The sequence below is a fragment of the Sphingobium chungbukense genome (assembly GCF_001005725.1).
GTDB classification, from domain to species: domain Bacteria; phylum Pseudomonadota; class Alphaproteobacteria; order Sphingomonadales; family Sphingomonadaceae; genus Sphingobium; species Sphingobium chungbukense.
Genome location: NZ_LBIC01000018.1, coordinates 49,650 through 73,108 on the forward strand (window position 1 = coordinate 49,650; position 23,459 = coordinate 73,108).

The window sequence follows — 23,459 nt, forward strand, 5'->3', positions numbered from 1 at the left end:
GTCCTTGGCAGGAAATCCCACTGGATGAGAATAATGGGGCTAAGCCTGTTTGTCGAGACACGGCAGATCGCGATACATGCATCAAGTCATCACAATCACGGCTAATTCACAACTTTGGTCAGGCCGTGGACGAAACAGACATTAACAAGGGAGAGGTCCATGTCGTCGCCCAAGATCGCGCCTGACGCGAAATATCTCCAAAGTTCAGGAAAAGTTTATTTGTCCGGCAATCAGGCACTTGTGCGGATGACGCTGGATCAAGCTCGCCGTGATAACGCGGCGGGCCTCAACACCGGTGGCTTTGTTTCCGGCTATCGCGGCTCTCCGCTCGGGCATCTCGATCAGGAATTCACGCGCATCGCGCCGCTGCTGGCGGAACACGATATCCGCTTTCAGCCCGGCGTGAACGAGGATCTGGCTGCCACGGCTGTCTGGGGCACGCAGCAGATCGGCTTCTTCGATCCCAAGTTTGAAGGCGCGTTTGGCCTTTGGTACAGCAAAGGACCCGGTATCGACCGTTCCGGCGACGCCCTTCGCCACGCCAACCTTTGGGGCACCGCTCCCAACGGCGGCGTCGTCATGGCCGTGGGTGACGATCCGATGAGCCGATCAAGCTCGATCCAGCAGCAGTCGGAACAGACACTAGCCTCGCTTTGCATACCAACATTCAATGCCGCCAATGTGCAGGACATTTACGACTTCGGCCTGATCGGCTGGCAGCTCTCGCGCTACGCTGGCGTCTGGACCGCGGTCAAAGGCGTGTCTGACATTTATGAATCGTGGCTGGCAATTGACGTCGATCCGGCACGGACCATCATGCACCTGCCTCCTGCGGCTGGCAACGTTCATACTCGATGGCCCGATCGCTCGGTGGATCAGGACGAGCGCATGCTTAAGCTGCGGTTGCCGGCGGTTCACGCCTTTGCACGACTTAACCGGCTCAACCGCGTCACACATGGCGCGGCGCGTCCGCGATTGGGTATCCTGACCACCGGCAAGAGCTGGTCCGACACGCTCGAAGCGCTGGCCGACCTGGGTATCGACGCAGAGCAGATGGAGACGGCGGGCCTCGCCTTGTTCAAGGTCGGTCTCGTGTGGCCATTGGAAGCGACCGCGATCGAGGCGTTCGCACAGGGCTTGGACGAAATCCTCGTCATTGAGGAATGCCGTCCCATTCTGGAACCGCAGGTGAAGGACATCCTGTTCAACCTTCCCGCCAATGCGCGCCCGCGCGTGCTCGGCAAGATGGACGCGCAGGGCGCGCGCTGGATGCCCTCGCATGGTGAGCTGGACCCCGCGTTGATCGCGCGCGTCCTGCATCGCTGGCTCTCGCCGATGCACCGAACCGACGCGATGGATGCCTGGGTCGGATATCTCGATCATGTCCGCACGGAACTGGCGAAGCCGCGCTCGAACGTGATCCGCACGCCTTATTTCTGCTCTGGCTGCCCACACAACAGCTCGACCAAAACTCCTGCCGGGTCCAGTCAGTTAGCCGGGATTGGCTGCCACTGGCTGGTCAACCTGATGGACCGCGACGTCATATCCTATCCGCACATGGGCGGTGAGGGCGCCAACTGGGCAGGCGCGGCGCATTTCCTCAATGACAAGCATATCTTTGTCAATTTGGGCGATGGCACCTGGTATCACTCGGGATCGCTCGCAATTCGCCAGGCGGTCGCGTCGGGCGTAAACATCACTTACAAGATCCTTTACAACGACGCGGTCGCGATGACGGGTGGACAACCCGTCGACGGACCGATCAGCGTCCAGCAGATCACGCACGAGTTGCGCGGGGAGGCGATCGACAAGATTGCTGTGGTTTCCAGCGCCCCCGAAAAATTCAAGGTTGCCGATTTCGCGCCGGGCACGACGCTCCACCATCGGGACGAACTCGATACGGTGCAGCGCGCTTTCCGCGACGAGAAGGGCGTCTCGGTCATCATCTATGAGCAGACCTGCGCGACCGAGTTGCGGCGCAGGCGCGGCAAGAAGCTGGCGCCCGATCCGGCGCGGTGGGTGATCATCAACGATCGCGTGTGTGAGGGGTGCGGCGATTGTTCGGTCCAGTCGAACTGCCTGTCGGTGCAGCCCTTGGAAACAGAGTTCGGGCGCAAGCGGACGATCGACCAGTCGTCGTGCAATAAGGATTTCTCCTGCGTGAAGGGCTTCTGCCCGTCCTTCGTCACGATCGAGGGCGGCATGCTGGCCAAGCCGACGGGCGTAAAGATAGGCGATACATTTTTCGCCGGGTTGCCCGAGCCCGAGGTGCGTGAGACCGCCACGCCATTCGGCGTGATGGTAACCGGCATCGGTGGCACCGGCGTGGTGACTATCTCCAATTTGATCGGCACGGCCGCGCAGGCAGAAGGCAAATCGGTCCAGGCGCTGGACCTTACCGGCCTTGCCCAGAAATTCGGCGCGGTCTATTGTCACCTCAAGGTTGCTGACGATGCCGGGCAGTTGCTCGCGACGCGGCTTTCAGTCGGTCAGTGCGACCTGCTGATCGGCGCCGACATCGTGACCGCTGCTTCCGACGAATCGCTTTCTCGGCTACGTGAAGGCACTACAGTGGCCGTGGTCAACGAACACGCGACCGTCACAGGGGCTTTCACTCGCGAGCGCGATTTCGAAGTACCTGTCCCGGCGCAGCGTGCCGCGATCGAGCGCTTCTGCGGCAAGGGTCGCGTCAGCTTCGTTGAGGCGACCGAGTTGGCCGAACAGCTTACAGGTAATACGATCGGCGCCAACATCATGCTGCTCGGCTTTGCCTGCCAGAAGGGTTGGCTGCCGGTTGGTCATAACTCGCTCGAACGTGCCATTGAGGCGAACGGCGTCGCGGTACGTGCCAATCTCCAGGTGTTCGCGCTCGGGCGCCTGCTGGCTCACGATCCTGCGGCATTGGCGTCGATCGCCAATGCGGGAAAGCCGAACCGGGACAGCCTGAAGCTTTCGGAAGGGGTCGAGCATCTGATCGCGCGGCGGCGACGCGACCTGGTTGCTTATCAGAACGAGGCGCTGGGGGTTCGTTTCCTCGCGCTGATCGACGCAGTGGTAGCGGCAGAGAGGGCGATTGCACCATCGTCCACGGCTCTGACTGAGATAGTTGCGCGCAACTTCTACAAGCTGCTCGCCTATAAGGACGAGTATGAAGTCGCGCGGCTTTTTACCGACGGCACCTTCCTCGACACCGTACGCCAAGGGTTCAGCGGGGATCACAAGCTGCGCTTCCACATGGCACCGCCGATCTTCTCCAAGATCGATCCGGCGACGGGGCGACCGAAGAAGAAGGAATTCGGCCAATGGATGCTCACTGCGCTACGCCTCCTGGCGAAACTCAAACACTTGCGCGGGACAGCGTTCGACCCATTTGGCTATAGCGAGGAACGGCGGGCAGAACGCGCGCTGATCGACCGATACGAGACAATGATTCGCGAAATCCTCGTCAGCTTGTCGAGCGCCAACTTCGATGCGGCAGTTGGTTTGGCGCGCTGGCCGGATATGATCCGCGGCTACGGCCCGGTCAAAGCGGAGAGCATGGCCAGCGCTGACGCGGCAATTCCCGCATTGCGGCAGAAGCTCGGCCTTGCGCCAAAGGATGCAATCGCTGCTTGAGCTTTGGTGCCCCCGAAACGAATGCAGCCGGAATGGGATTGCGCAAGATGGAGGTGAGGCGCGCCTGGTGCGGAAGCAGATATTGTTGAAACGCCAAGGCTATCCCCACCGCGCCACGCGTTGCTGTCAACCAATCCGTGCCACCCGCGGCGAGACTTCAGTCGACGCATTCCTTGTCCCCCGCCGCGAAAAATCCGACGAATGAGTGAGGTGGTGCTCTATGCCTTAGCGCTCCTGGCGCTTCCTTCGAGACGAGATCAGCGCGAGCATGGTTACAGAAGCCATTGCGGATGCGCGCGTATCGAGCGTCAATTATGCCGAGGTCGTCAAGCACTTCATCCATGCGGGCAAAGGCTGCCATCTTCCAGCAGTCAACCACTTCTACAATTTCCGGCTGCGGCATTTGGAGCCCGGAAGTCATAAGCCCACTCGCGTTTGAGGCCAAGGTGGCATAATGAGATAAGTGACCGACAGACGACCGTTGCACGTCCCCATAACGAAGCAATCTGGTGGCAATGGAGATAGACTGATGAAGCTTGACGATTCAGAATGGCCTCTCTTCGGTCGCATCACAGACATTCGGCCGGCCCTGGCCGAGGCGCGTACACGAAAGCAGCTTTTGGTGTTGGGCACATTGGTGGGTGTGCGGGGCTCATCACCACGGCCACCTGGCACCCAAATGCTGTTCGAATGCAGTCGCGCGACGGGCTATTTCTCGGGGGGTTGCCTGGAAACGGATGTTGCCAACCATGCGGAAAAGGTGCGGGCGGACGGTCGACCGCGCCTGCTTCGCTATGGCGATGGCAGCCCCTGGCTGGACATTCGCCTCCTGTGCGGCGGCTCTCTCGACATAATGCTCGAACGCCTCGATCCCGACGATCCCGCGATCGGAAATCTGTTGACTGCTGGCGCCGGGCGCTGCCCCGTGATGCTGACCAGCGACGGGCTGAGCCGATCTACATCCATAAGCTGCGCCATTGCGCCGTTCACCTTCGATGGTCGCACCTATGGACTCGGGTTTGACCCTGCATGGCGGGTCATGATCGTCGGTGGGGATCCGATCGCCCTGGCAATCGCCGAAATTGCGGCGGTATCCGGGTTCGATACCACGCTCATCAGGCCCTTCGGTCCCATGACACCGCCCCCGATCGCCAATATCCGTTATTCTCGCAATGCCGCGCCAGACGCGATCAGGGAAATGGCGCCAGATGCCTGGACAGCGATCGTGACAGCAATGCACGACGATGACATCGACGACGATGTAGTGGTCGAAGCCCTAGGGTCAGATGCCGGTTACATAGGCGTTCTGGGGTCCGCAAGGCGGATTGCCCCGCGGCGCGAGCGCCTTCTAGCCGCAGGATTACCGCTTATGCGGATCAATGCACTGCACGCGCCAATAGGGGCCGTGCGAAGCGGCAAAACGCCGTGGGAAGTCGCGGTCTCGGTGATCGGCGAAATCATGCAGGTGCGCGCGGATCGGGAGACGTTTCGCAAGCCGAAACAAGAGCTCTTAACAGCAGAAAGGGACCCCGATTGATCGGGATGATATCTATGAAATTTCGTGAACATCGCTGTCGGTTGATCCAATGGCGATACAAGTCACCCCGGTCTTCGAGCCCTGCGGAATCAGACTGCACCACAATCACTCTATCTTCGTGCAGCTAGCTGCTCATCCTCCCCCGCAACCTCGAGTGTCGGAGGACATGATCCACCAGTTCACAGTCATTTTTCGAATTAAGGACTCCTGACGATGGTCGTTGCTGCCACTTCGAATACGAAACCCCTATCGGGACTACGGGTAATTGAATTTGCCGGTATCGGCCCGGGTCCTCACGCCGGGATGCTCCTAGCCGACATGGGCGCAAGCGTCACGCGCATTGACCGACCGGGCGGCAATGGCTGGCCCAATCCCGTAGCTGACCGCGAACGGACAGTTATCGAACGGGACTTCCGCAGCGAGGTTGGGCGCTCTCGTGCTGTGGATCTCGTTGACGATGCCGACGTACTGATTGAAGGTTTTCGGCCCGGCGTGATGGAACGGCTTGGGCTGGGCCCCGAACGACTTTGCGCGCGAAATTCCGGCCTTATTTACGCGCGTATGACTGGCTGGGGCCAAGACGGGCCGCTCGCCTCGAGTGCTGGGCACGACATCAATTATATCGCCCTAGCGGGAGCGCTCGCGCCCATGGGATCCGCTGATCAACCACCGCGGCCGCCACTTAACTTGGTCGGGGACTTCGGCGGCGGTTCGACATTCGTGGTCATCGGTATACTGGCGGCGCTATGGGAGCGGGAACGTTCGGGCAAGGGCAAAGTCATCGACGCCGCGATCGTCGATGGTGTATCCTCCCTCATGTCCTTTTTCGCGGGATTGCTACCACAGGGAGTGATTTCGCTGAACCCGCAGGAAAATATCCTCGGCGGCGAGGCGCCTTTCTACCGTTGCTACCGCTGCTCCGATGGACTCGACGTCGCGATTGGCGCGATTGAACCGCAATTCTACAAATCACTTCTTGAGCGAATTTCGGCGCCGCTTTCACTGCTGGACGGGCGTGACGAGCCAGCCAATTGGTCGGCTCAGTCACAAATTCTAGCATCGATATTCGCGTCGCGTACCCGGGAAGAATGGTGCAATCTGTTGGAAGGTACGGACGCATGTTTCGCCCCCGTTCTGACAATTGAAGAGGCAGCCCAACATCCGCACATGGTCGCCAGGCGGAGCTATACAGTTGTCGAGGGAGCTTTGCATGCTGCACCAGCTCCCCGATTTTTGGAATTACTGTCCGAGATGCGGTAAATGCTTGCCTACTCTATAAATTTAGATTGGAAACAATCTGGAAAATTGTTGGAGAGGTCCCTGCCCTGAAGCAGATTGCCCGACTCTTGCCAAAAGACGCCGGGCTTTACGGAGACATTGGATTATGAATCACGCTGTAACCGCTGTAGTTGTCATCACCTGCACCCTCAGCGGAAGCCAGCATCCGACTGAAATCGGAGGGACTCCTCCCTCAAAGCGTCTCTGATCTAAACCCCATGAGGGGTTCTCGTGACGGCGGTGCAAAAAGTGCCGCTAAGCAACCCATTGGAATTGCTTGCATAATAGCGCAACACTCGCGGTAAGTGATTGATATCCCTCATTCTGGAGGTTTTCATATTACGCTCCTGATCCCGGCAGCCGGCGGTTTCCCGCCCAGGAGCCGATCCCGGTGTGGCGAAACGTCAATGGTGATGACGCCTTTGGTGTTGATATGCTCGTGCGCATTGGGGGCGATGTGCATGATGTGATGATCCGGAAAGGTGTTCGGCCTTCGCGCTCGAACCTCACCGATCCGGACCGCGTTCCACGTCATGATAACGTTGGTAAGCAGTGTCAGGCCTGATGATATCGCGGCCATTTGCTCGGGCGTGCGACCATGCCGTGCGCCGATCGGCCCTGAATAGATCGCGCGCTGCAGGGTGTGGACCGACTCGCCTTGGCTGAGCAACGCGTCATTCATCCCACGGAACGCCGGATCGCCAAGATAAGCGCCCAGGAAGCGGGTCAGTAACAGCCTGCCGAAGGCATCGCCTGCCTGAAACGCCTCATCGCCCCGCGCAGCGCTGCCAAAGCGGTCCAGAACGTAGGTGGCCGAACACCAGCCACTCTTGGTCGATGCCGCAATCCGCAGAAGCGGGTCCCATCCCCGGGTGATCGCGCTGGTTGAGACGGTTTCACTCACAATTGGCCGCAGGCTGGCAGGTACATCGAGGCCACGCGGAAGATAGAGCTTGCGCTTGTTCATCCCGGCAAGCCTCGGGGCGAGATCAAATCCCACCAGATTGGCCAGCGCCATGCCGAAATGTGTGTGGCCATGCGTATCCACTGCGACACGGTGGAGGTCGACGGCTTCGTGGCGAAGAGCTCCCTCGATAGCGGCCCCGGCTTGCCGCCGGTTCAGAACGACGGCTTGGTCATGCAGGATCACCCATTGGTCGAGCACATGGGTGTAGGTTCCGACTGCCGGCGTGCGGCGCCGCGGATCATGGCGGGCTGTCCAGAGACGGCGTGTTGCATCAAGGCTCATCATGTCGGCCGATGCCTGAATCCCACCTCCCCACAGCTTGGTGACCGGAAGCGTCCTGAAATGATCAAGCACCAGGCGGTTGGCCCACGGCAATCGACCATTTGCCTCGATGCGGCGCATCATCTCGCCGACTGCGTCGGCTTCAATATTAAGCGTCATGCGCGCCATGTCGGCGGCAGTCAGATCAGAACCCAAGGCGATCAGGGCCGCGTAGAGGATTATGAGCTCATGCTCGCTTCGGGGCGTCCTGCCCAACAGGGCCCAGGAAAAATGCGTGGTGGCATCTATTGCGATCAGCAAGTCCGGTAATTGGATCTTTCCGACGCTGGCGAACAGTTCGCGACGAATGGCCTTGAGCCTTTCGTCTTCGGGAGCCGCCTTGAGTTTTGGAACGACCAATCGGTTGTTTTCGATCCGGATATCGCCCCTCGACACCGCCGCATCGATGGCTTTCAGGGCCGTCGAGAGTTCATCCTTGATCCAGCGAATGGTCGTTTCCGGCGTGGCTGACACGGCGAGGTTTCGCACGAACCGTGCTCGTTCCTTTTTCCATTGCGCCTTTGGGATCAGGCGGTCCTCAGGGGCACGATGTTCCAAACTGTGGTCGACGCTGGCCTGCCCATTGCGCAGCGAGCGTTTGAGAAGCATGAGCGTCGCCGCCCTATAGCCGCCAAAGGCGGCCTCGCGGTCCGGTTGATCGATGAGGAACGCCCACGTCCGGCCGAATGGATTGGGGGTGCCTTCCGGCAATCGCCCCATTTCCGAAGCCGCCACCCGGTCCAGTGTCGTCAATGCCTGCGCAAGCGGGTGCGTCGACGGTAGGTCCAGGCTGATCGACGAAGCCGCGCGCAACAACTCGCTCGCACCTCTGCCTGCTGTCGCCAGTTCCCGCCGGACCCTGCCAACCTTCGTGGATGGACCGTGCGCGCCAGCCGGCAGGAACGGCGCCAACATGGTGCGCATCTGGTCGCGCACGACGGAAGCGGAGATGTTCTCGTCATCCACAAGGCTTGCCAATTGCAAGACCAAGGCTTGATGTCGTCGCAGTTCGTCCTCGACCGCTGCCTCGGCGCGGGTTCTGGCCTGACGCCAGAGATCGGCGATCCGGTAGTCGATCATCCCCAGACCGTCATCCGTCAGACGCAGCAGTTGTAGACGTAGAAAGCAGGCTATTTCAACGGTCTTGCGCTCACCACGCATTCGCTTGAGCGTCGCAGGTTTGCGGTAAAGCATTGATCTCGCCTGTGCCTTCAACGTTCCGGCCGCTAAGCCAAGATGGAGCTTATCGGCCCCAAGTTTCTTCAGAAAATCGATCTTCGCGATATGGTCGGCGAGGCCTTTGGTTTTACGGGACGCGGGACTGTCTCGAAGCCATTCCAACCGCGTCTTGCCGTTCGGCATCGTCTCCGACAGCTCAAGCGGCCAGGCCTTCGTCTGTTCTATCCCCACTGCGGCTACCGCACCGGCCAACAGACCGCCATCGTAATGGCGCCGGGCGCCTGATGCAGAACTCCTCAGCCGTCGCGTTGGCAACTGGACATAGTGGTGATCACGGAGCCATGCGCGCGCGGCTTGTTCCAACTCGTCCACGAGGAATTTGTCGCCGGCCTCGCGCCGCAGAAAGCCATTCAGCGCGCGTTCCCCGTGCTCGGTGAGGTCGCGCAAACCCAGTGCCTGTTTCGCCGCGACCTGGTGCTCGAACAGCGTGCGGTGGCGGCGGTAAAGCGCGCGGATTGAGGCAAGCCGGGGCGGTGCAATCCCAAGCTCGGCACCGAGATGAGCCAGCACTTGCGGCGGGATCATCTCCACGGAATTGAGTGGCGCTCCCGTGAGGCGCAGAAAACCAATCTGCAGCGCCACGCCCAACCGGTTTAACGGTCGCCGGCGGCGGTGGACGGCTCGCCGATCATCCTCGGAAAGCGAGAAAAAGTGCGCGACTTCGGGTTCGGCTAAATTCTCCGGAAACCGTTCCCAGCCAAGATATTGTCGAAACGGCGCATCCACGACTCGGCCCTCCCCGGAAAGAGCCTACACTCCACTGGCTGAAGGTCGAAAAACCTCACTGCCAAACGATATCAAAGGGTTACAATTTTCTTGTATATTTTATCGCTACATTTCAATAACTTGCTTAGCGGCACTTTTTGCACCGCCGTCACGAGAACCCCGGATTGGGGGTAGCGAGAATAGTGAAGGGGGCGGTGTCGCTGCGGGTGCCGTGAGCAAGGCAGCGGTTCCTGGTGAAGTTTGCCAGTTCGGAGAGCAGGGTTGCAAAGCTGTGGACGGGTGAGCCGTCGTCGAGCTGGCAGCGCCTGATTTTGGCAAGCGCCCCAGCAGAGCGTTTGGCTGGGGCGACGGGATCGCGCTCAGCCTTGGCCTCCTGATCCTCATCAGCGAACATCATTTCGCGCCAGGCCTCGCGCATGTGCCATTCGACAATAGGCCAGGACGCAAAGGGAAATGCGCGCGCATCCGGTCGGCGCCGCTGAGCCGCCCCGCAGCCACGCTGGCGCTGATCGTAGCCAGCGCCGCCTCGGTCGCGCGCAGCATGCCCTCGCGCTTGTACCCCCGCAGGCGGGCGAGCTGCGGATTACGGCAGGCGACCAGCCTCTCGCCGGGATAATCGCGATGAGTGAACTCGAACAGATTGCGCTCGTCGAACAGATCCAGCTGGAGCACGCCGTCTGAGGCGAGGCCGCGGATCACCCCAGTCTTCTGGGCGGTGATCCAGTCGGTACCGTCGATCTGTGCGATCTCCTCGATCGCCTTTTGCGAGATCATGCCGCGGTCGCCGACGATGACCATCTTATCGATGGCAAAGACGTTCTTCACCCGCTCGATCTAGGGGATCAGGGTCACCGGGTCGGCGGTGTTGCCGTCATGGACCGAAACCGCCACCGGACAGCCGCGGGCATCGGTCAGCATCCCAAGTTGACCTGAAGGGTGCGGGCCTTGCGATCGCGACTGTAGCCGCGCTTGGCCAGCGGGCAGTGCTTGGGGGCCAGCTCAAGTCCGAGCCTATATGGCCAAGCTACAGCGTGGCATTGAATGCGTTGCCGTCCGAGACGGAACCTTCAAGGACATGAGCGCGCTTTATCCGGCATTGCGCATGGTCCATTGTGAGCATCATTATATTTCTGCTCGCCGCGCGCAGATGCCCCATCTCTTGTTGTGGCGCTTCCTTGCGAGCATGGATTTGATGGTACGACTGATGAACCGGCTCAAAAACTGACAGTGGACAGGCCCATGCCGCTTTTTATGTTTTAGCGAGATAGTGCCGCTTGATGACACCCATGATCCTGCGGTATACTATTGCCAGACGCATTGCAGGCCAAAATCTGGCGCTATTGGAGTCTTGCGATCTCCGGAAAACGACACAGTTTACATAGACAGTGATGGTATTGCTATTAACATAATATATATTATCAAACTTTTTATCGTTTTAAATCAATGAGTTAATTTTTACTCCACCGACATCGAGTGGCCCGTCCGCCGGTGCAAGCGGCCCGACTTTGTCCAGCGCGCTCTGGATCAGGTTGACCAGAGTACGGAGACTGGAACGCCAGAGATCCTCTCGCTGACCGGCCGCAAGCCATCGTGATCATGTAGCACCAGGCCACGCACGAACTTGTCGCCGGCCGCCGCTTCCAACTTGCGTAACCCCGAAAAATCTCCCCTGCGCAATGTAGCGGAGGCTTTGACCTCAATGCCCACAACCCGGCCTTGTTGATCCTCAAGCACAAAATCCACTTCGTCGCCGTCCTTGGTCCGGAAGTGCGAAAGCGTTACTCTCGCTTCGCTCCAACCGATGAGCTTTCGGAGTTCCGCCCCCACAAAGCTCTCGAGCAGCGGCCCGAAGCGGTCCGGGTCGGCTTGCGGCGGGACCGGACTGAATTGACGAAGCGCGGCGAGTAGCCCGCTATCCAGGAAGTGATGCTTGGGAGTCTTGATCAGCCTCGATATGCGATTGCTGAACCATGGCGGCAGCGTATCGATCAGGAACATGCGCTCAAGGGTTTCGATATAACGCCCCACTGTCGCCCTTGAAATCTGAAGGGCGGATGCAATGTTGGCATGATTGGACAACTGTCCAGACTGTTCCGCGAGCAGCCGAACCAGCAGCGGCAGCTTTTCAAGCTGCTCGATCGTTGCGATATCACGAACATCCCTGTCCAGGATCAAGGTCAAGTAGTCGTTGAACCATTTGGCACGGCGTCGTGCATCCTTTCGCCCGATGGCTTCGGGATATCCTCCGCGCGAGACGAGCTCAGCCAGATCTTGCCCAACAACAGCATCGGCCACACGGAGCGGCTCGTTGCTGAAGAACCGGTCGAGCGCGTCTCCAGAGCGATCAAGCAACTCTGATTGCGCAAAGGGAAAGAGTTCGACGATCTCAATCCGCCCCGCCAGTGAATCGCCGATTGTTGGCAGGGCCATAACGTTGGCCGAGCCTGTAAGCAAAAACCGGCCCGGCGCAGTGTTAGTGTCGACCGACTGCTTTATTACCAGCATAAGCTCTGGAGCCCGTTGAATCTCATCGATGACCGCACCCTGGAGGTTCCGGATAAAGCCGACCGGATCATTCTTGGCACTGGCAAGGATAGCCGGGTCGTCCAGGGACAGGAATGGACGCTGATCATTCACAAACTTGCGCACCAGGGTCGTTTTTCCAGCCTGGCGCGGCCCTTCAACGAGGACTACCCGCGTGTCCTCGAGTGCAGTTGCAACAGCCTTCTCGGCGCGCCGCTCCACGAGCGGGGATGTGGGTGCCATACTCATGGCTGCTTGCTACATTAAAATACGTCCAATCGTCAATATATGTCCGTCCAATCGTCAGTCAGCGTTCGGCTACATGCTCGTAAGCTGGAATTCAGGCTTTCCGAGCCAAGCCGGTTTTCCTCAACATTGAGAATCCATCGGCCGCCTGGAAATCTCCCTCTCCCCATAGCGTCAGCACAATCTACCGGCAGGTCGCGTTCGCTACCTAAACGCAACGCATATGCGAAGATCGAGTATCGCTACACCGATATAACGATTATAAGGTGAGCGCGGGCTCACAGAGCGTCAGCCTGGGCTTCAACCGCCACCAGTTTCTCGGAGGCATCGGCTTCCGCATGTAATGGACGTGCAGGGCGGGCGGCAATCAGAGCGCGCGCCCTGTTTGCATTGGACAGTGATTAACGCAGGTGCCGATTTGACCGATTTAAAGGCAGCGGCCTAGCGGGTCGGGAATTCTTGAACCCGCATTAGACCGATTGACGCGGACACGGCGTGGCATCTCACCGGTGGCGCAGTTTCAAGTTCTCTTACCCATGAAATACGCTCAGTCGGCTACTCCCAGCGGCAGGAACCTAGCTCCGACCAGTGGACAGCGCGGTTTCTCGCCCCCATCTTCATGGCAAAACGGGGCTTGAGCGCTCATGCATGGGCAAGGCGCGGCGCAGGTAAAGGATATGAGTTGAACGACAGCATCGCCTATCTCGGTCTCCTTGCCGATGAGGAGATCGAACTGGACAGCGCCGCACTGATGTTGAGCGCCCTGGATCATGAAGGCACGGACATCGAGCCCTATCTCGACCAGCTTCGCGCTATCAATGCCGCCGTCGATTCGGCGCGCGACGGCATTGAGGCGAAGTATCTGCAGTCCGGCGAAGCACAGGGCGCGCTGCTCGCGCAGTTGATCGGTGCCGATTTCGGTTTTGCGGGCGACAGCGAAAGCTACGACGCGCCGCTCAACGCCGACATGATCCGCGTGCTCGACCGGCGGCGCGGCCTACCCGTCAGCCTCTCGATTCTCTATGTGGCGGTCGCGCGGCGAATGGGCTGAACGGCCCACGCGCTCAACACGCCCAGCCATGTGTTGGTGAGCATAGGACCGCCAAAGGCGCCGGCGCTGATCGATCCCTTCCACGGTGGATCGCTGATCGAACCCGAAAAACTGATGACGCTGCTTGAGCGTGCGCTGGGACCAGACGCCTCGCCAAAGGACAGGCATGTTGCGCCCATGTCCAATCGGATGACGCTGGTGCGGCTTCTGATCAACCAGGCGACCCGTGCGGAACAGGCCGGCGACACGGCGCGCGCCTGCGCTCTTTACGAGCGCATGACCGTGGTAGCGCCGGAACATGGCGCTGCCTGGTGGACACTGGCCCGGCTGCAACTGGTCGAGGGGCAAGTCGATGCCGCACGCGCCAGCCTAAGCGCCATGCTGGAAATCACGCGCGATCCCGAACGGCGAGGGCAAATCCATGCAACGCTCAATCGGCTTGCAGGGCAACCATCAGGCCGCGGATGAAACGGAAGACATGCTTCACCAACCTTGCCCGACATCCTTGTCGATGCTGAGGTGTGTCCCATAAGGAAGGACCTACAACGTCGTGTGGAGCTTTGAAGTTTGGGTCGCTATTGCCTCATCAGGCGGTGACTGCGCGAACGGGAAGCCTTCTACAAAGCCCTCATTGACAAGACTATGCCCTTACGAATGGGGCCAATGGCGCAAAGCGATGGAAGCTTCGATAGCGTGGGTCTTGAAATTCGATCGGGTGCAAAGCATGTCCCTGCCGATGACGATCGACCTGAACAAAGCACCCAAGGCATCTTGAAGGCGATGAGCTGGTCAGCGCGTCGTGAGGGCTGGAACCCGCAAAGTGAGGATGCCCGCGACGATGGGGATGTCGATTATTCGCGCGTCATCCACTCGGCCGCCTTCCGCCGGTTGCAGGGCAAAACCCAAATCCTGAACCTGGGTGACAGCGACTTCTACCGGACCCGCCTCACCCATTCGCTTGAAGTGGCACAGATTTCGGGCGGCATCGCGCGCCAGCTCGCCAAGAGCTTTCCCGACCATCCAGCCGCCACGCTTCTCCCCGACCGCGGCACGATCCATTCGATCGGCTGCACGCATGATTTCGGCCACCCTCCTTTCGGGCATGGCGGTGAAATCGCGCTGAACTATTGCATGCGTGAGGCGGGCGGATTTGAAGGCAATGGCCAGACATTGCGCATTCTGGGGCGCCTGGAGCATTTCTCAGCGAACACCGGGGCGAACCTCACCCGCAGGACCATGCTCGGGGTGCTGAAATACCCTGTTGCCTTCAGCGCGGTGAATAACCCGTCGATCACCCCTGCCCTCCTCGACGGTCCTACCACCCTCAAGATCCTCGACGGCAAGGCGTGCAAGCCCCCCAAATGCTATCATGACAGCGAGCAGGACATTGTCGACTGGGTCCTTGCGCCGCTGTCGATTGAAGACCGCGAAGCTTTTCAATCCTTCCTTCCGCAGCCGGGGAAACACGGCAGGTCGGTCCATAAATCGCTGGATTGCTCGATCATGGACGCGGCCGACGACATCGCCTACGGCGTTCATGACCTCGAGGACGCGATCGCGCTTAACCTCGTAACCCGCGAAGGTTTCGCGACCGCGGTGCAGGATCGCTGCCCCACCTTTCTCGATGCCTTGAAAGAAAAATATCCCGGCGAAAGTGCCAACAACGTGTTCTCGCACATGCTGGATGGCCTGTTTGGTAGCGCTGCCTCGCGCAAGCGCTTCATCGGCCGCTTGGTCCATCACTTCCTGACGGCGGTCGAATATGTCGAACTGGAGCAATTTGCCGAGCCGCTGCTGCGGTACCGAGTACAGGTGCGGGACGGGCAGCGGCAGTTCCTCGACGTTCTTCAAAACTTCGTCGTCCGTGAAGTGATCACCAGTCCCGCCGTTCAACATCTGGAATTCAAGGGTCAGGGGATGGTGATCGCGGTCTTCGAAGCTATGCAGGCCGATCCAATCCGCCTCCTGCCGCGTGACGAACTGGAGAGATTCGAGGCAACCGGCGGCGACCTGCGCATCATCTGCGATTATGTGGCAGCAATGACCGATACCCATTTGCTCAAGACATATGAGAGGCTGTTTTCTCCACGTATGGGCTCGGTGTTCGACCGGCTCTGAAAACCTCGCTGTCAGGACGGACAACAGAGGCAAGCGACCGCTTCCCAGTTCGCCTCGGGAGGAATAGGATCGCCGCCCAACGACTCGCAGGAGAGGTCGTAATGAGAACATCCGACGACGCCGGCTGTCTGCTACTGCCGCCTCACGAGACGCGAAATGCGATAGACACCCTGGTCCGGGAAGGCCCGGAGTCCATCACCATTCATAGAGATCTAGTCATCCGTCGTTACGCACGCGCGATGGCTACCATGCGTCCGCCCTCGAATTTCCACTGATCACGCGGCCGCGGAGCCGCTTCGCAACAGACTTCCCTCCAACGCCCCTCAATGGCGTTGGAGTGCTCGTTTGACCTCGGGTGTAATCGTATAGACCGCCTCCCGCTGCGCACCGCGATTGGGATGATCAACGCGATATCCCTGATAATGCCGGTGCAGGAGCCCAGCCCGGACAAGATCCGAAACTACCCGGCTGACATTGCTCCTGCCAGATCGCAGAATACGGGACTGGACCTCCGCATCGAGCCGTTGTTCGATGTCGCGGGGGTCAGCCCCCTGCCCTGCCGCAGTCTCCAATCCCGCCCTAACGGTGTCGATCATGGCGCGACGTCGGCAATCGCGCTGCGCCAGTGGCGCCAATGCCTGGCATAGCCAGTCGCGTACCGGAACCCTTCCCTGCTCCCCTCGAACATAAGGGCCGACGCTGCCATTGCTGCCGGCTTCCTGCGCGATCAATTTCAGGACCAAGAGCGCATAGCGCGGGCGTTTGGAAACGATCGATATCCGATCCACCAGGTCTGGAAGCGCAACCCGCACAGGCGGCCGAGGCGCCGCTGGCGGGATCTGCGGTTGCTCGAAAAGGTCAGGCTGATAGAACATATCAGGAATCTAGCACATGCTGAGTCGGTGTGAATCCCCCTTTGTAACCGCGCCAAACAAAAAGCATGGATGACACTTTACCGGCCCAGAGCCAGTGTTTTCGGGCAAATCCCCTCTTCCGGCCGGCCATTTTCCGTCCTATGCACGGCACTCCATCAGAGGAAGCCTGCATATGAACAACACCGATCTCGCTGAAGCCCTGGCCGCCGATCATGGCCTCACCAAGGCTGACGCCCGCAAATATGTTGACTCGGTCTTCACCTCGATCGCCTCCGCCGCCGTCAAGGGCGACGAGGTGTCGCTGAACGGCTTCGGCAAGTTCAAAGTCAAGGATAGCCCGGCCCGCGAAGGCCGCAACCCCTCGACGGGCGCGACCATCCAGATCGCTGCGTCAAAGAAGCTGACCTTCACGCCCGGCAAGGCGGTCAAGGACCAGCTCAACGGCTGAAGCATAGTACGCCGCCGATTTCGGTCGGTGGCGCACCATTGTCAATGTTGGAGGTTTCGTGAACTGGCGAGGTTCACGGATCACGCGTTTCCAGTCACTTAGCCATTTTCATTTCGTTGGTTGATAGCGAATTGGCTCGGCAATGTTGGGAAAGAGCGGACTGAGCGGTATTTGGAAAGCACCCAATTCGCATGACGCGTCGGCGTTCGCGACGGGATTCAGTACGGACAGCCCCAACCAGTTCGCTTTCTACCAACATAATTCGCGAAACTGCCAACATCGACAACCATTCCCGCAAAGATTCATCCGTGACACTTTAGCGCGCAGCGGCACATAGCCGGTAAAGTGTCACAGGTGCCATTCCCCTATTACAAGTCCAGACCCAGGCTGCGTTCCGGCAATGGCGGCAAGATGTCCGCCCGATCCAGCCTGTCAGGCGCCTTGCCCGGACCGTTGGATGGGTCAGCGGCGGCCAAATTGCTATCAGGCAGCGGCGGTAAATCAGGCGGTAGGCCGGACGGATCACCTCCGTCCGGTAAAGTGTCACCATCGATCGGTCCCGGATTGAAGGGCTCGCGCGGCGCGCCCAGCTTTTTGCCGTCGATATCGAGCTGCCCCAGGGTTTCCAGTGAAGAGGTCTTGTTACCGGGATTGCGATCGAGCTGGCGGGCCAGCTTATCCTTGTCATCCACAATCATGGTGAGGTCTTCGCGCACGCGGGTGACGCCGACATTGAACAGCCGCTGGTTGGAGAGGTTTCGCTCCTGGCTGGACATGACCGTGATCGCCTTGTCCGTCGTAATCCCCTGCGCCATGTGCATGTTGAGGCTGTAGGCGAGGTCCAACCGGGACAGCATGGGATCGCCGATCGGCAGAGTCAGCTGCTTGTCGCCGCCCAGATCGACGGTCACACCGCTGGCATCGACACCGGCGACACGCGCGATGTTCGCGTTCAGCAACTCCCTTGGCTTGTCATTGGCTGTCCAGCGGATCATGTCGCCTTCGCGCAGGGTGAGGAATTTCGTCTCCGATAGCTGGAGCCGGTCCCGCATCTCGGTGGGCGAGAGCTGTTGCGGATAGAAACGGATCTTTGATCGACCGCGCAGCAGGTCGACCCGTCCGTTGGCATGGACCTTGGCCACCTGGTAGCGGCCACCCTCGAGGCCGACATCGCGGGCGCCGCCACGCCCGACCTCCAGCGTCTGCCCGTGCCGGTAATTGGAGGCATAGCGCAGCTCCTCGCGCGTCATGTTGACGCGCTCATAAACGAGCAGACGAACAGCCTCCCCCCTGAGCGTCCCTTCACTCGCCAGTCCCGCCTGGATGCGCTCGTTGATGAGCGCCCGCGCCTCGCGTCCCGACGCGAACACGGCGGTGACCGCCCGCTCTTCGGGCGACAAAGCGAGCCACCGATCCGCCGCTTCCTCGGCGGGCGCTTCGGACTCTATGACCTTATCACCCAGCACCCGCATCGCCTCGCTGGACTTGCCCCGGCTGGCAAGTTTGGCGACCACCAGCAATGTCTTCTCCTGGGGAGACAGCGGTTGGCCGGCTCTGCCGATGCGGACATTCTGGTCCATCCGCGCCATGGTGCCGCCGCCCGCCTGGATCATGGCGAAGGCCTTGCCGGCATCGATGGAGGATAGCTGCTGGCGATCACCAACCAGCGCCAGCTTGTCGATGCCGAGTGCGTCGATGATCTGGTGGAGCTTGAGCATATCATTGGACGACACCATGGAGGACTCGTCGACCAGCAGGGTCGCGCCGACTAAGCTGGCGCGCGCCGCCTCATAGGCAGGGCCTTCCCGCTGGTTCACGAACCGGTGGTTGGCAAGGACGAAGGAGGCAATGGTCTGCGCCTCGATCCCGGAGCCCGCCTTCATGTCGGCAACCATCTTGTTCTGGAAGGCGAGGCCCAGGATCTTGCGGTCCTCCGCTTCCGCCACCCGCGCCACGGCGGACAGCATGGTCGACTTTCCCGCGCCCGCAATGCCCTGCACGGACACCGTGCGATCGGAGGAGGAGACGATCAGCGTGGCGGATGCCAGCTGGCCGGGATTGAGAGTCTTCTCGCTGGCGTCCTGAAGCCTGGCCGGAGCGGCAACGGGGTCGAGGATCGGAGTCGACTTGCCATTACCCGCTTCCATGAGGGCGAGGATCTTTTCTTCGGTCTGGAGCGCCTCGCGGGTGGTCACCATGTCGGAGGCACGGCCCACGCCGCGCAGGAGCAGACCCTTGTCGACCAATTGCTCGATCCGCCGCTCGACATGCTCGATGGTGACACCCTTCAGCCCCAGATCGAGCGCGGTCTTGGCGATCTTATGCTGTTCGAACGCCGCCTCGCGCTCGGAATGGATGCGCACGGCCGAGGCGACCACAAGCTGAGCGCGACCGGCGGCCGGGGTTTGAACGATGCGCGCGAGCCGGTGATCGACGAGCGGGTCATCATGGCCCAGGAGTGACCCGAGCTTGGCCATGGCGGTCTCGACGGCGTCTTTGACCGCGCGATAGCCCCGCTCCAGCGGACCCTCCGCCTGAATGACGCCGGCCCGCGCAAGGGCGGCATCGGCCAGTTCCTTGCCGGTAAAGCCAAGACCCTCAGCCTTGTCCTTCCAGCCCTGCACAAGCGCCGGCCTGTCACTGACATTGAGCTTGGGGTCGCGGCTGTTGATGGTGATCTGGTCCCGCGCCTTGTGCGAAGTGAGGTCCAGCTCCGCGACCTTCTCCAATATGGTCGCGCGGCGCTGACTGAACGCCTCCAACACCCCCTTCGGCACACCCGCTATTTCGAAGGTGCCATGCTTGCCCTTCATATCGAGTATATAGCCAAGCTTCTCAATTTCGGCGCGCAGAAAGGCGTGGTAGATGGCGCCGATCACGCTGTTGTTGCTCCAGATCTTGTCCGCATGGAGCGCCTGCCATTTGCCGTCCAGCATCTTCGTCAAATTGGCGATGACGGCATGAACATGGCCCTGGGGATCGAGCGCGCGGCTGGTATCATGCTCGAACAGTGCATAGACCAGATTGCCCGTCGCAACCGGCACCTTCCTTCCCTCCACATCCTTGCGGCCCTGGCCAAGATTCTTCTCCACCCAGGCCATGGTCGCCTGCACCGCGGTCATATTGGCGGCGAGGATGCGGCGGTCGCCCGCCACATAGGCCATGACCGAGGCGGACTTGGGCATGGAGAAGGTGAGATCGAGACCGGCCCGCCGGTTCTCATGCCTCGCCACCTTCTCGCCGCTCGGCAATTCACCGTTGAGGATGGCCTCGAAACTCTCCTTGTCGACCTCGCCGGAAAGACCAAGCTCCCGCGCCCCCTCCCCGGCCCAGAGGCTGACCTCGGACGAACCCTCAACCGTGTAATAATTGTCCTGCGCGAAATAGCTGGCGGCGCCTGACGCGGAGCGGACGGGAGCGACCGAAAGCATCGATCAGATTCCCATGTCCAGGTTATCGTCGATGCCGCCGGAGAAATCCTGGCGCAGCTCGACGAGCGACTGATCCTCCACTGAAGCCGACTGCGGAATATTGGGTTCGGCGAGGTCCGCAGTCCGGTCGCGCTGTTGGAGATCGGCCTGCTGCGTGCCACCGTGCTGCGCTTGCGAACCCAAATCCTGTCCGTCGCCCACCAGCGCAGACGGTGCGGCCGGGCTGACCCGATCACCATGCCCCTCCCCTGCCCTGTCCGCCGCGCGGCTATGTTCGTCCTCCACCCCATCGATGAGGATGCGGGCGGCCAGTTCCTTCGCGAGATTATAGGCCGGATCGCGCGCCTCCTTAGCGACCTGCGCGGCGCCATCCCGACCGCCCGCCTCCTCTTCCTCCTCCGCGAAATAATCCTCGGCAACCTTTGAGCGAACCGGCTCGACATGGGCGCGGCGGAGGAAGCCTTCGGCCACCTTGGGATAGGCTTTCCACTGGAGCAGAATGCGCGCGGCAGGAAAGCCATCGGGGAATTTCACAAAGCCGTGAAGCGCAGGCAGGTTGGTGATGTCGTCGGGCAGAACCAGGGGCTCGACCTGCTTACGCGCGGTGAGCGTCGAGGCGTCACGGGTCTGGTTGTAGCCATAGCTGTATGCTTCATCCATCTGCCGCACTTCACGGCTGCCGATATAATGCGAGCATTCCTCGGCGGTCTTGATGTCCCCGGTCGCAAGGATGAGCTTGGTGCGCGCCAGCGACGATAGATTGCGCGCGCCTACCTCGCCATAGACCTCGACCAGCTTCTGGAAACTGTGGAGGCCAAGGATCATCGCGCCGCCGAAATTGCGCGCGGTCTGCAGCCCCTTTTCGATTGCGGGCAAGCGGTGCAGCGCGCCGACCTCGTCGAACAGGAACCAGGTGCGCAGCGAGCGCGTGCGGGGCAGGGTCATCAGGCTGTTGATGGCGATGTTCATCCATAGCGTCAGCAGCGGCTTGTTCATCTCCAGATCGTCATAGTCGGAGGTGACGAACAGGATCGATCCGGGCGCCTTGTCCGCGGTCATCCACTGCCGGATCGAGAAGGGTTCGCCCCCATCGGGCAGGAAGCGCAGCACCTGCGCATTGGTGTTGAACACCGCGCGAATGGACTCGGCCATGCGGGCGGCTTCGGGCGCGGTCAGCGGATCGGCGATGGTGTTCGCAAGGGTGCGGTGGACGCGCTTCAGGTCCGCGGTCATCAGGTTCTCGGCCAGCGCCAGATTGCTGGTCTGGCCGCGCTCGATGAGGCGCATGCACATTTCGATGAAGAGGGTCCGGGCGGCGAGTGCCCAGAAAGGTTCGGATGATCCGCCATCGGACGGAATCAGCGCGACGGCCGCCGAGGTGAAATGGCTGTAGGTCGAGCAGTCGTTGAAGATCGACCAGGCCGGACAGCGGACGTCCATGGGATTGAGGATCGTGTCGCGGGCGGGATCGTAGAAGGCCTCGACATAGGCCCCGGTCAGGTCGAACACGACGGCTGTATCCTGGCGCTGGCGCATCTGCGTGATGAGGCTGCGCAGCTGGGTGGTCTTGCCCGCGCCGGTGGTGCCAAGCAGCATGGCGTGGGATTGCTCCATCCGATGCGGATAGGGGATGCCTGCGAGCGAATAGGGATGGTGGATACCCCTGCCTTTCCGCTCCCGAAAAGACAGCTTCAACACCTGCGCTAGCGTCATGCCGGGACAGAGCTCGGTGACATCCTCTTCGAACGCGGCATGATTATGCTGGTCGACTTCCGAACGCAGCAGTTCGACATCGACCAGCATCGCGCCGCGCTCATGGCGCTCCTCCAGGATGGTCTTGCCGCGCCGGCGCGACATGTCGACGAACCAGATGGCGACCGGCACGGCAAGGAACAGGGAGATGAGGATCGAACCCAGAAGCCCGCGCATGGCCACCGCCCAGGCCTGCTTCACCTCCGGTATGACGGGTACGACCGCCATGATGGTGCGCAGGACCTGGCCGCTGGGCAAGGTGACATTGACCCGCTTGATGGCGCTGAGGCCCACCCAGTTCCAAAGCTCGGCATAGAGCTTCATGCAGATCATCTGGAAACCATGCTCATCGAGCTTGATCGACATGATGCCGAACCATGAACCGACGAACAGCAGGAACCACAGGATGATGGGCAGCTTGACGCCTGAAAACCACATCAACATCTCATGGGTGAGGAGCTGCGATCCGCGGGTGAAATTGCCCGAGTTGCGCTGCACCTTGCCGCGTGCGGAATGATGGGTCAGCGGCACGGCCTTGCCGTTGGAGCGGATGTCCTTACCCGCCATGATATTGCACCAGGCGCTTGTCGGTTTCCGCGATGATGCGATCACGCAGCTGGGGATATTGTTCGCGGACAATGACGTCCAAAGCGAGATGCTGATATTCGGCGATCCGGGCCAGCCGTCGCTGCGATAAACTGCCCTGTCTGTGGTGGGCGAGATAGGTCTCGACCGCCATCCGCAGAACCTCGGCCGGGGTTATATTGTTGGTGCCGGCAAGGGCGCGAATGGCTGCCCATTGCGCGTGGTTCAGCCGGATCGTTGCCGGGTGATAATCTCTGCTCAAAGCCCAAGCCTCCTTGATGGAGACTGGTAGGGAACGCGGAAAGCGTGTCCGCTATATCATGGGCACGTCGGGACAACAAGGAAAGCGCGCACGCCAACTTGCGCGGTGCTATACGCACCGCGCAAAATGACGGAAATCCGGTGTTTTTGAAGGGCCAAATTCAAAGGTGCTGTAAGCACCGCGATGAATTGCGGAGTAAATTATGCTATTTCAATAGCTTAACTGCACCATATGGTGCGTGGGGTGTGCATGCAAAATGCCCCTGTTGCTGGAGTGCGGCGAGAGACCTGCCATCGCCAAAAACCGGCCGGAAACCGTGCTTCCGGCGGGGATTCCATAGTCCATCCGGCGCCTGAGAAGCAAGCCCGTTCCGGTCCGGAAACGGCAATCCGTCAGCAAATAGCCATCACTTGGCGGCAAACTCCTCCTCGCTTCAATGGGCTGTGCGCGCCACAAATGAACGGCCGAAAACGGCCGCCCTTCAA

At 60.5% G+C, this 23,459-nt stretch carries 16 protein-coding genes and 1 pseudogene; 9 read left to right on the forward strand and 8 right to left on the reverse strand.

Going from position 1 to position 23,459, the window contains the following annotated elements:
* Positions 1-159: 159 nt before the first annotated feature.
* The 4 genes from YP76_RS23985 to YP76_RS23995 all read left to right on the forward strand — a co-directional run bounded on the left by YP76_RS23985 (position 160) and on the right by YP76_RS23995 (position 6,412).
* Entirely contained in the window at positions 160-3,615 is a 3,456-nt protein-coding gene (locus YP76_RS23985; protein WP_046765916.1) for an indolepyruvate ferredoxin oxidoreductase family protein, read from the forward strand.
* A 268-nt stretch (positions 3,616-3,883) separates the two neighbouring features.
* A complete protein-coding gene (locus YP76_RS29200; protein WP_332307433.1) occupies positions 3,884-4,054 on the forward strand; it encodes a hypothetical protein in 171 nt (56 codons plus the stop codon).
* A gap of 90 nt (positions 4,055-4,144) precedes the next feature.
* The gene (locus YP76_RS23990) at positions 4,145-5,152 is read left to right on the forward strand and encodes an XdhC family protein (protein ID WP_046765917.1); all 1,008 of its coding nucleotides are present in this window, start codon (positions 4,145-4,147) and stop codon (positions 5,150-5,152) included.
* Positions 5,153-5,365: 213 nt separating this feature from the next.
* A complete protein-coding gene (locus YP76_RS23995; RefSeq protein ID WP_046765918.1) occupies positions 5,366-6,412 on the forward strand; it encodes a CaiB/BaiF CoA transferase family protein in 1,047 nt (348 codons plus the stop codon).
* A 352-nt stretch (positions 6,413-6,764) separates the two neighbouring features.
* Here YP76_RS23995 and YP76_RS24000 read toward each other — a convergent pair whose 3' ends face one another.
* From YP76_RS24000 to YP76_RS24010, 3 genes are all read right to left on the reverse strand, one after another.
* Complete coding sequence (locus tag YP76_RS24000; RefSeq protein ID WP_084733339.1) at positions 6,765-9,683, reverse strand: Tn3 family transposase; 2,919 nt, start codon at positions 9,681-9,683, stop codon at positions 6,765-6,767.
* Positions 9,684-9,831: 148 nt separating this feature from the next.
* Positions 9,832-10,101: a hypothetical protein gene (locus tag YP76_RS24005; protein ID WP_046765920.1), complete on the reverse strand. Its 270-nt coding sequence runs from the start codon at positions 10,099-10,101 to the stop codon at positions 9,832-9,834.
* Positions 10,077-10,508 carry a hypothetical protein gene (locus tag YP76_RS24010; RefSeq protein ID WP_046765921.1) on the reverse strand — a complete coding sequence of 144 codons (432 nt, stop codon included), beginning with the start codon at positions 10,506-10,508 and terminating at the stop codon, positions 10,077-10,079. The genes YP76_RS24005 and YP76_RS24010 overlap by 25 nt, the downstream gene beginning before the upstream one ends.
* Before the next feature lie 190 nt (positions 10,509-10,698).
* On the opposite strand from YP76_RS24010, the gene YP76_RS24015 reads away from it, so the two are divergent.
* Positions 10,699-10,908 (forward strand): hypothetical protein, encoded by a 210-nt coding sequence (locus YP76_RS24015; RefSeq protein ID WP_052757570.1) that lies wholly within the window; start codon positions 10,699-10,701, stop codon positions 10,906-10,908.
* 299 nt (positions 10,909-11,207) lie between these two features.
* Here YP76_RS24015 and YP76_RS24020 read toward each other — a convergent pair whose 3' ends face one another.
* Complete coding sequence (locus YP76_RS24020) at positions 11,208-12,455, reverse strand: ATP-binding protein (RefSeq protein WP_046765922.1); 1,248 nt, start codon at positions 12,453-12,455, stop codon at positions 11,208-11,210.
* A gap of 748 nt (positions 12,456-13,203) precedes the next feature.
* On the opposite strand from YP76_RS24020, the pseudogene YP76_RS28910 reads away from it, so the two are divergent.
* The 3 genes and pseudogenes from YP76_RS28910 to YP76_RS24030 form a co-directional block, all read left to right on the forward strand.
* Positions 13,204-13,701 (forward strand): annotated as a pseudogene (locus YP76_RS28910) (transglutaminase family protein); the annotation flags it as partial.
* The gene (locus YP76_RS28915; protein ID WP_269748664.1) at positions 13,693-13,971 is read left to right on the forward strand and encodes a tetratricopeptide repeat protein; all 279 of its coding nucleotides are present in this window, start codon (positions 13,693-13,695) and stop codon (positions 13,969-13,971) included. The pseudogene YP76_RS28910 and the gene YP76_RS28915, both read left to right, overlap by 9 nt.
* A 312-nt stretch (positions 13,972-14,283) precedes the next feature.
* Positions 14,284-15,621, forward strand: coding sequence for an anti-phage deoxyguanosine triphosphatase (locus YP76_RS24030; protein ID WP_046765945.1), 1,338 nt, complete (start codon positions 14,284-14,286; stop codon positions 15,619-15,621).
* 323 nt (positions 15,622-15,944) lie between these two features.
* Here the strand turns inward: YP76_RS24030 and YP76_RS24035 are convergent, their stop codons facing one another.
* A complete protein-coding gene (locus YP76_RS24035) occupies positions 15,945-16,496 on the reverse strand; it encodes a hypothetical protein (RefSeq protein WP_046765923.1) in 552 nt (183 codons plus the stop codon).
* 172 nt (positions 16,497-16,668) lie between these two features.
* Here YP76_RS24035 and YP76_RS24040 point away from each other — a divergent pair, with 172 nt between their 5' ends.
* Positions 16,669-16,944 carry an HU family DNA-binding protein gene (locus YP76_RS24040; RefSeq protein ID WP_046765924.1) on the forward strand — a complete coding sequence of 92 codons (276 nt, stop codon included), beginning with the start codon at positions 16,669-16,671 and terminating at the stop codon, positions 16,942-16,944.
* A gap of 368 nt (positions 16,945-17,312) precedes the next feature.
* On the opposite strand, the gene mobF is transcribed toward YP76_RS24040, so the two are convergent.
* Genes mobF through YP76_RS24055 form a run of 3 tightly spaced genes read right to left on the reverse strand, consistent with a single transcriptional unit; the run spans position 17,313 to position 22,974 of the window.
* The gene (mobF, locus tag YP76_RS24045) at positions 17,313-20,375 is read right to left on the reverse strand and encodes a MobF family relaxase (RefSeq protein WP_046765925.1); all 3,063 of its coding nucleotides are present in this window, start codon (positions 20,373-20,375) and stop codon (positions 17,313-17,315) included.
* A gap of 3 nt (positions 20,376-20,378) precedes the next feature.
* On the reverse strand, positions 20,379-22,694 hold the full coding sequence (locus YP76_RS24050; protein WP_046765926.1) for a type IV secretion system DNA-binding domain-containing protein: 2,316 nt from the start codon (positions 22,692-22,694) through the stop codon (positions 20,379-20,381).
* Complete coding sequence (locus tag YP76_RS24055; protein WP_046765927.1) at positions 22,684-22,974, reverse strand: hypothetical protein; 291 nt, start codon at positions 22,972-22,974, stop codon at positions 22,684-22,686. Before YP76_RS24055 ends, YP76_RS24050 begins: the two co-directional genes overlap by 11 nt.
* Positions 22,975-23,459 lie beyond the last annotated feature (485 nt).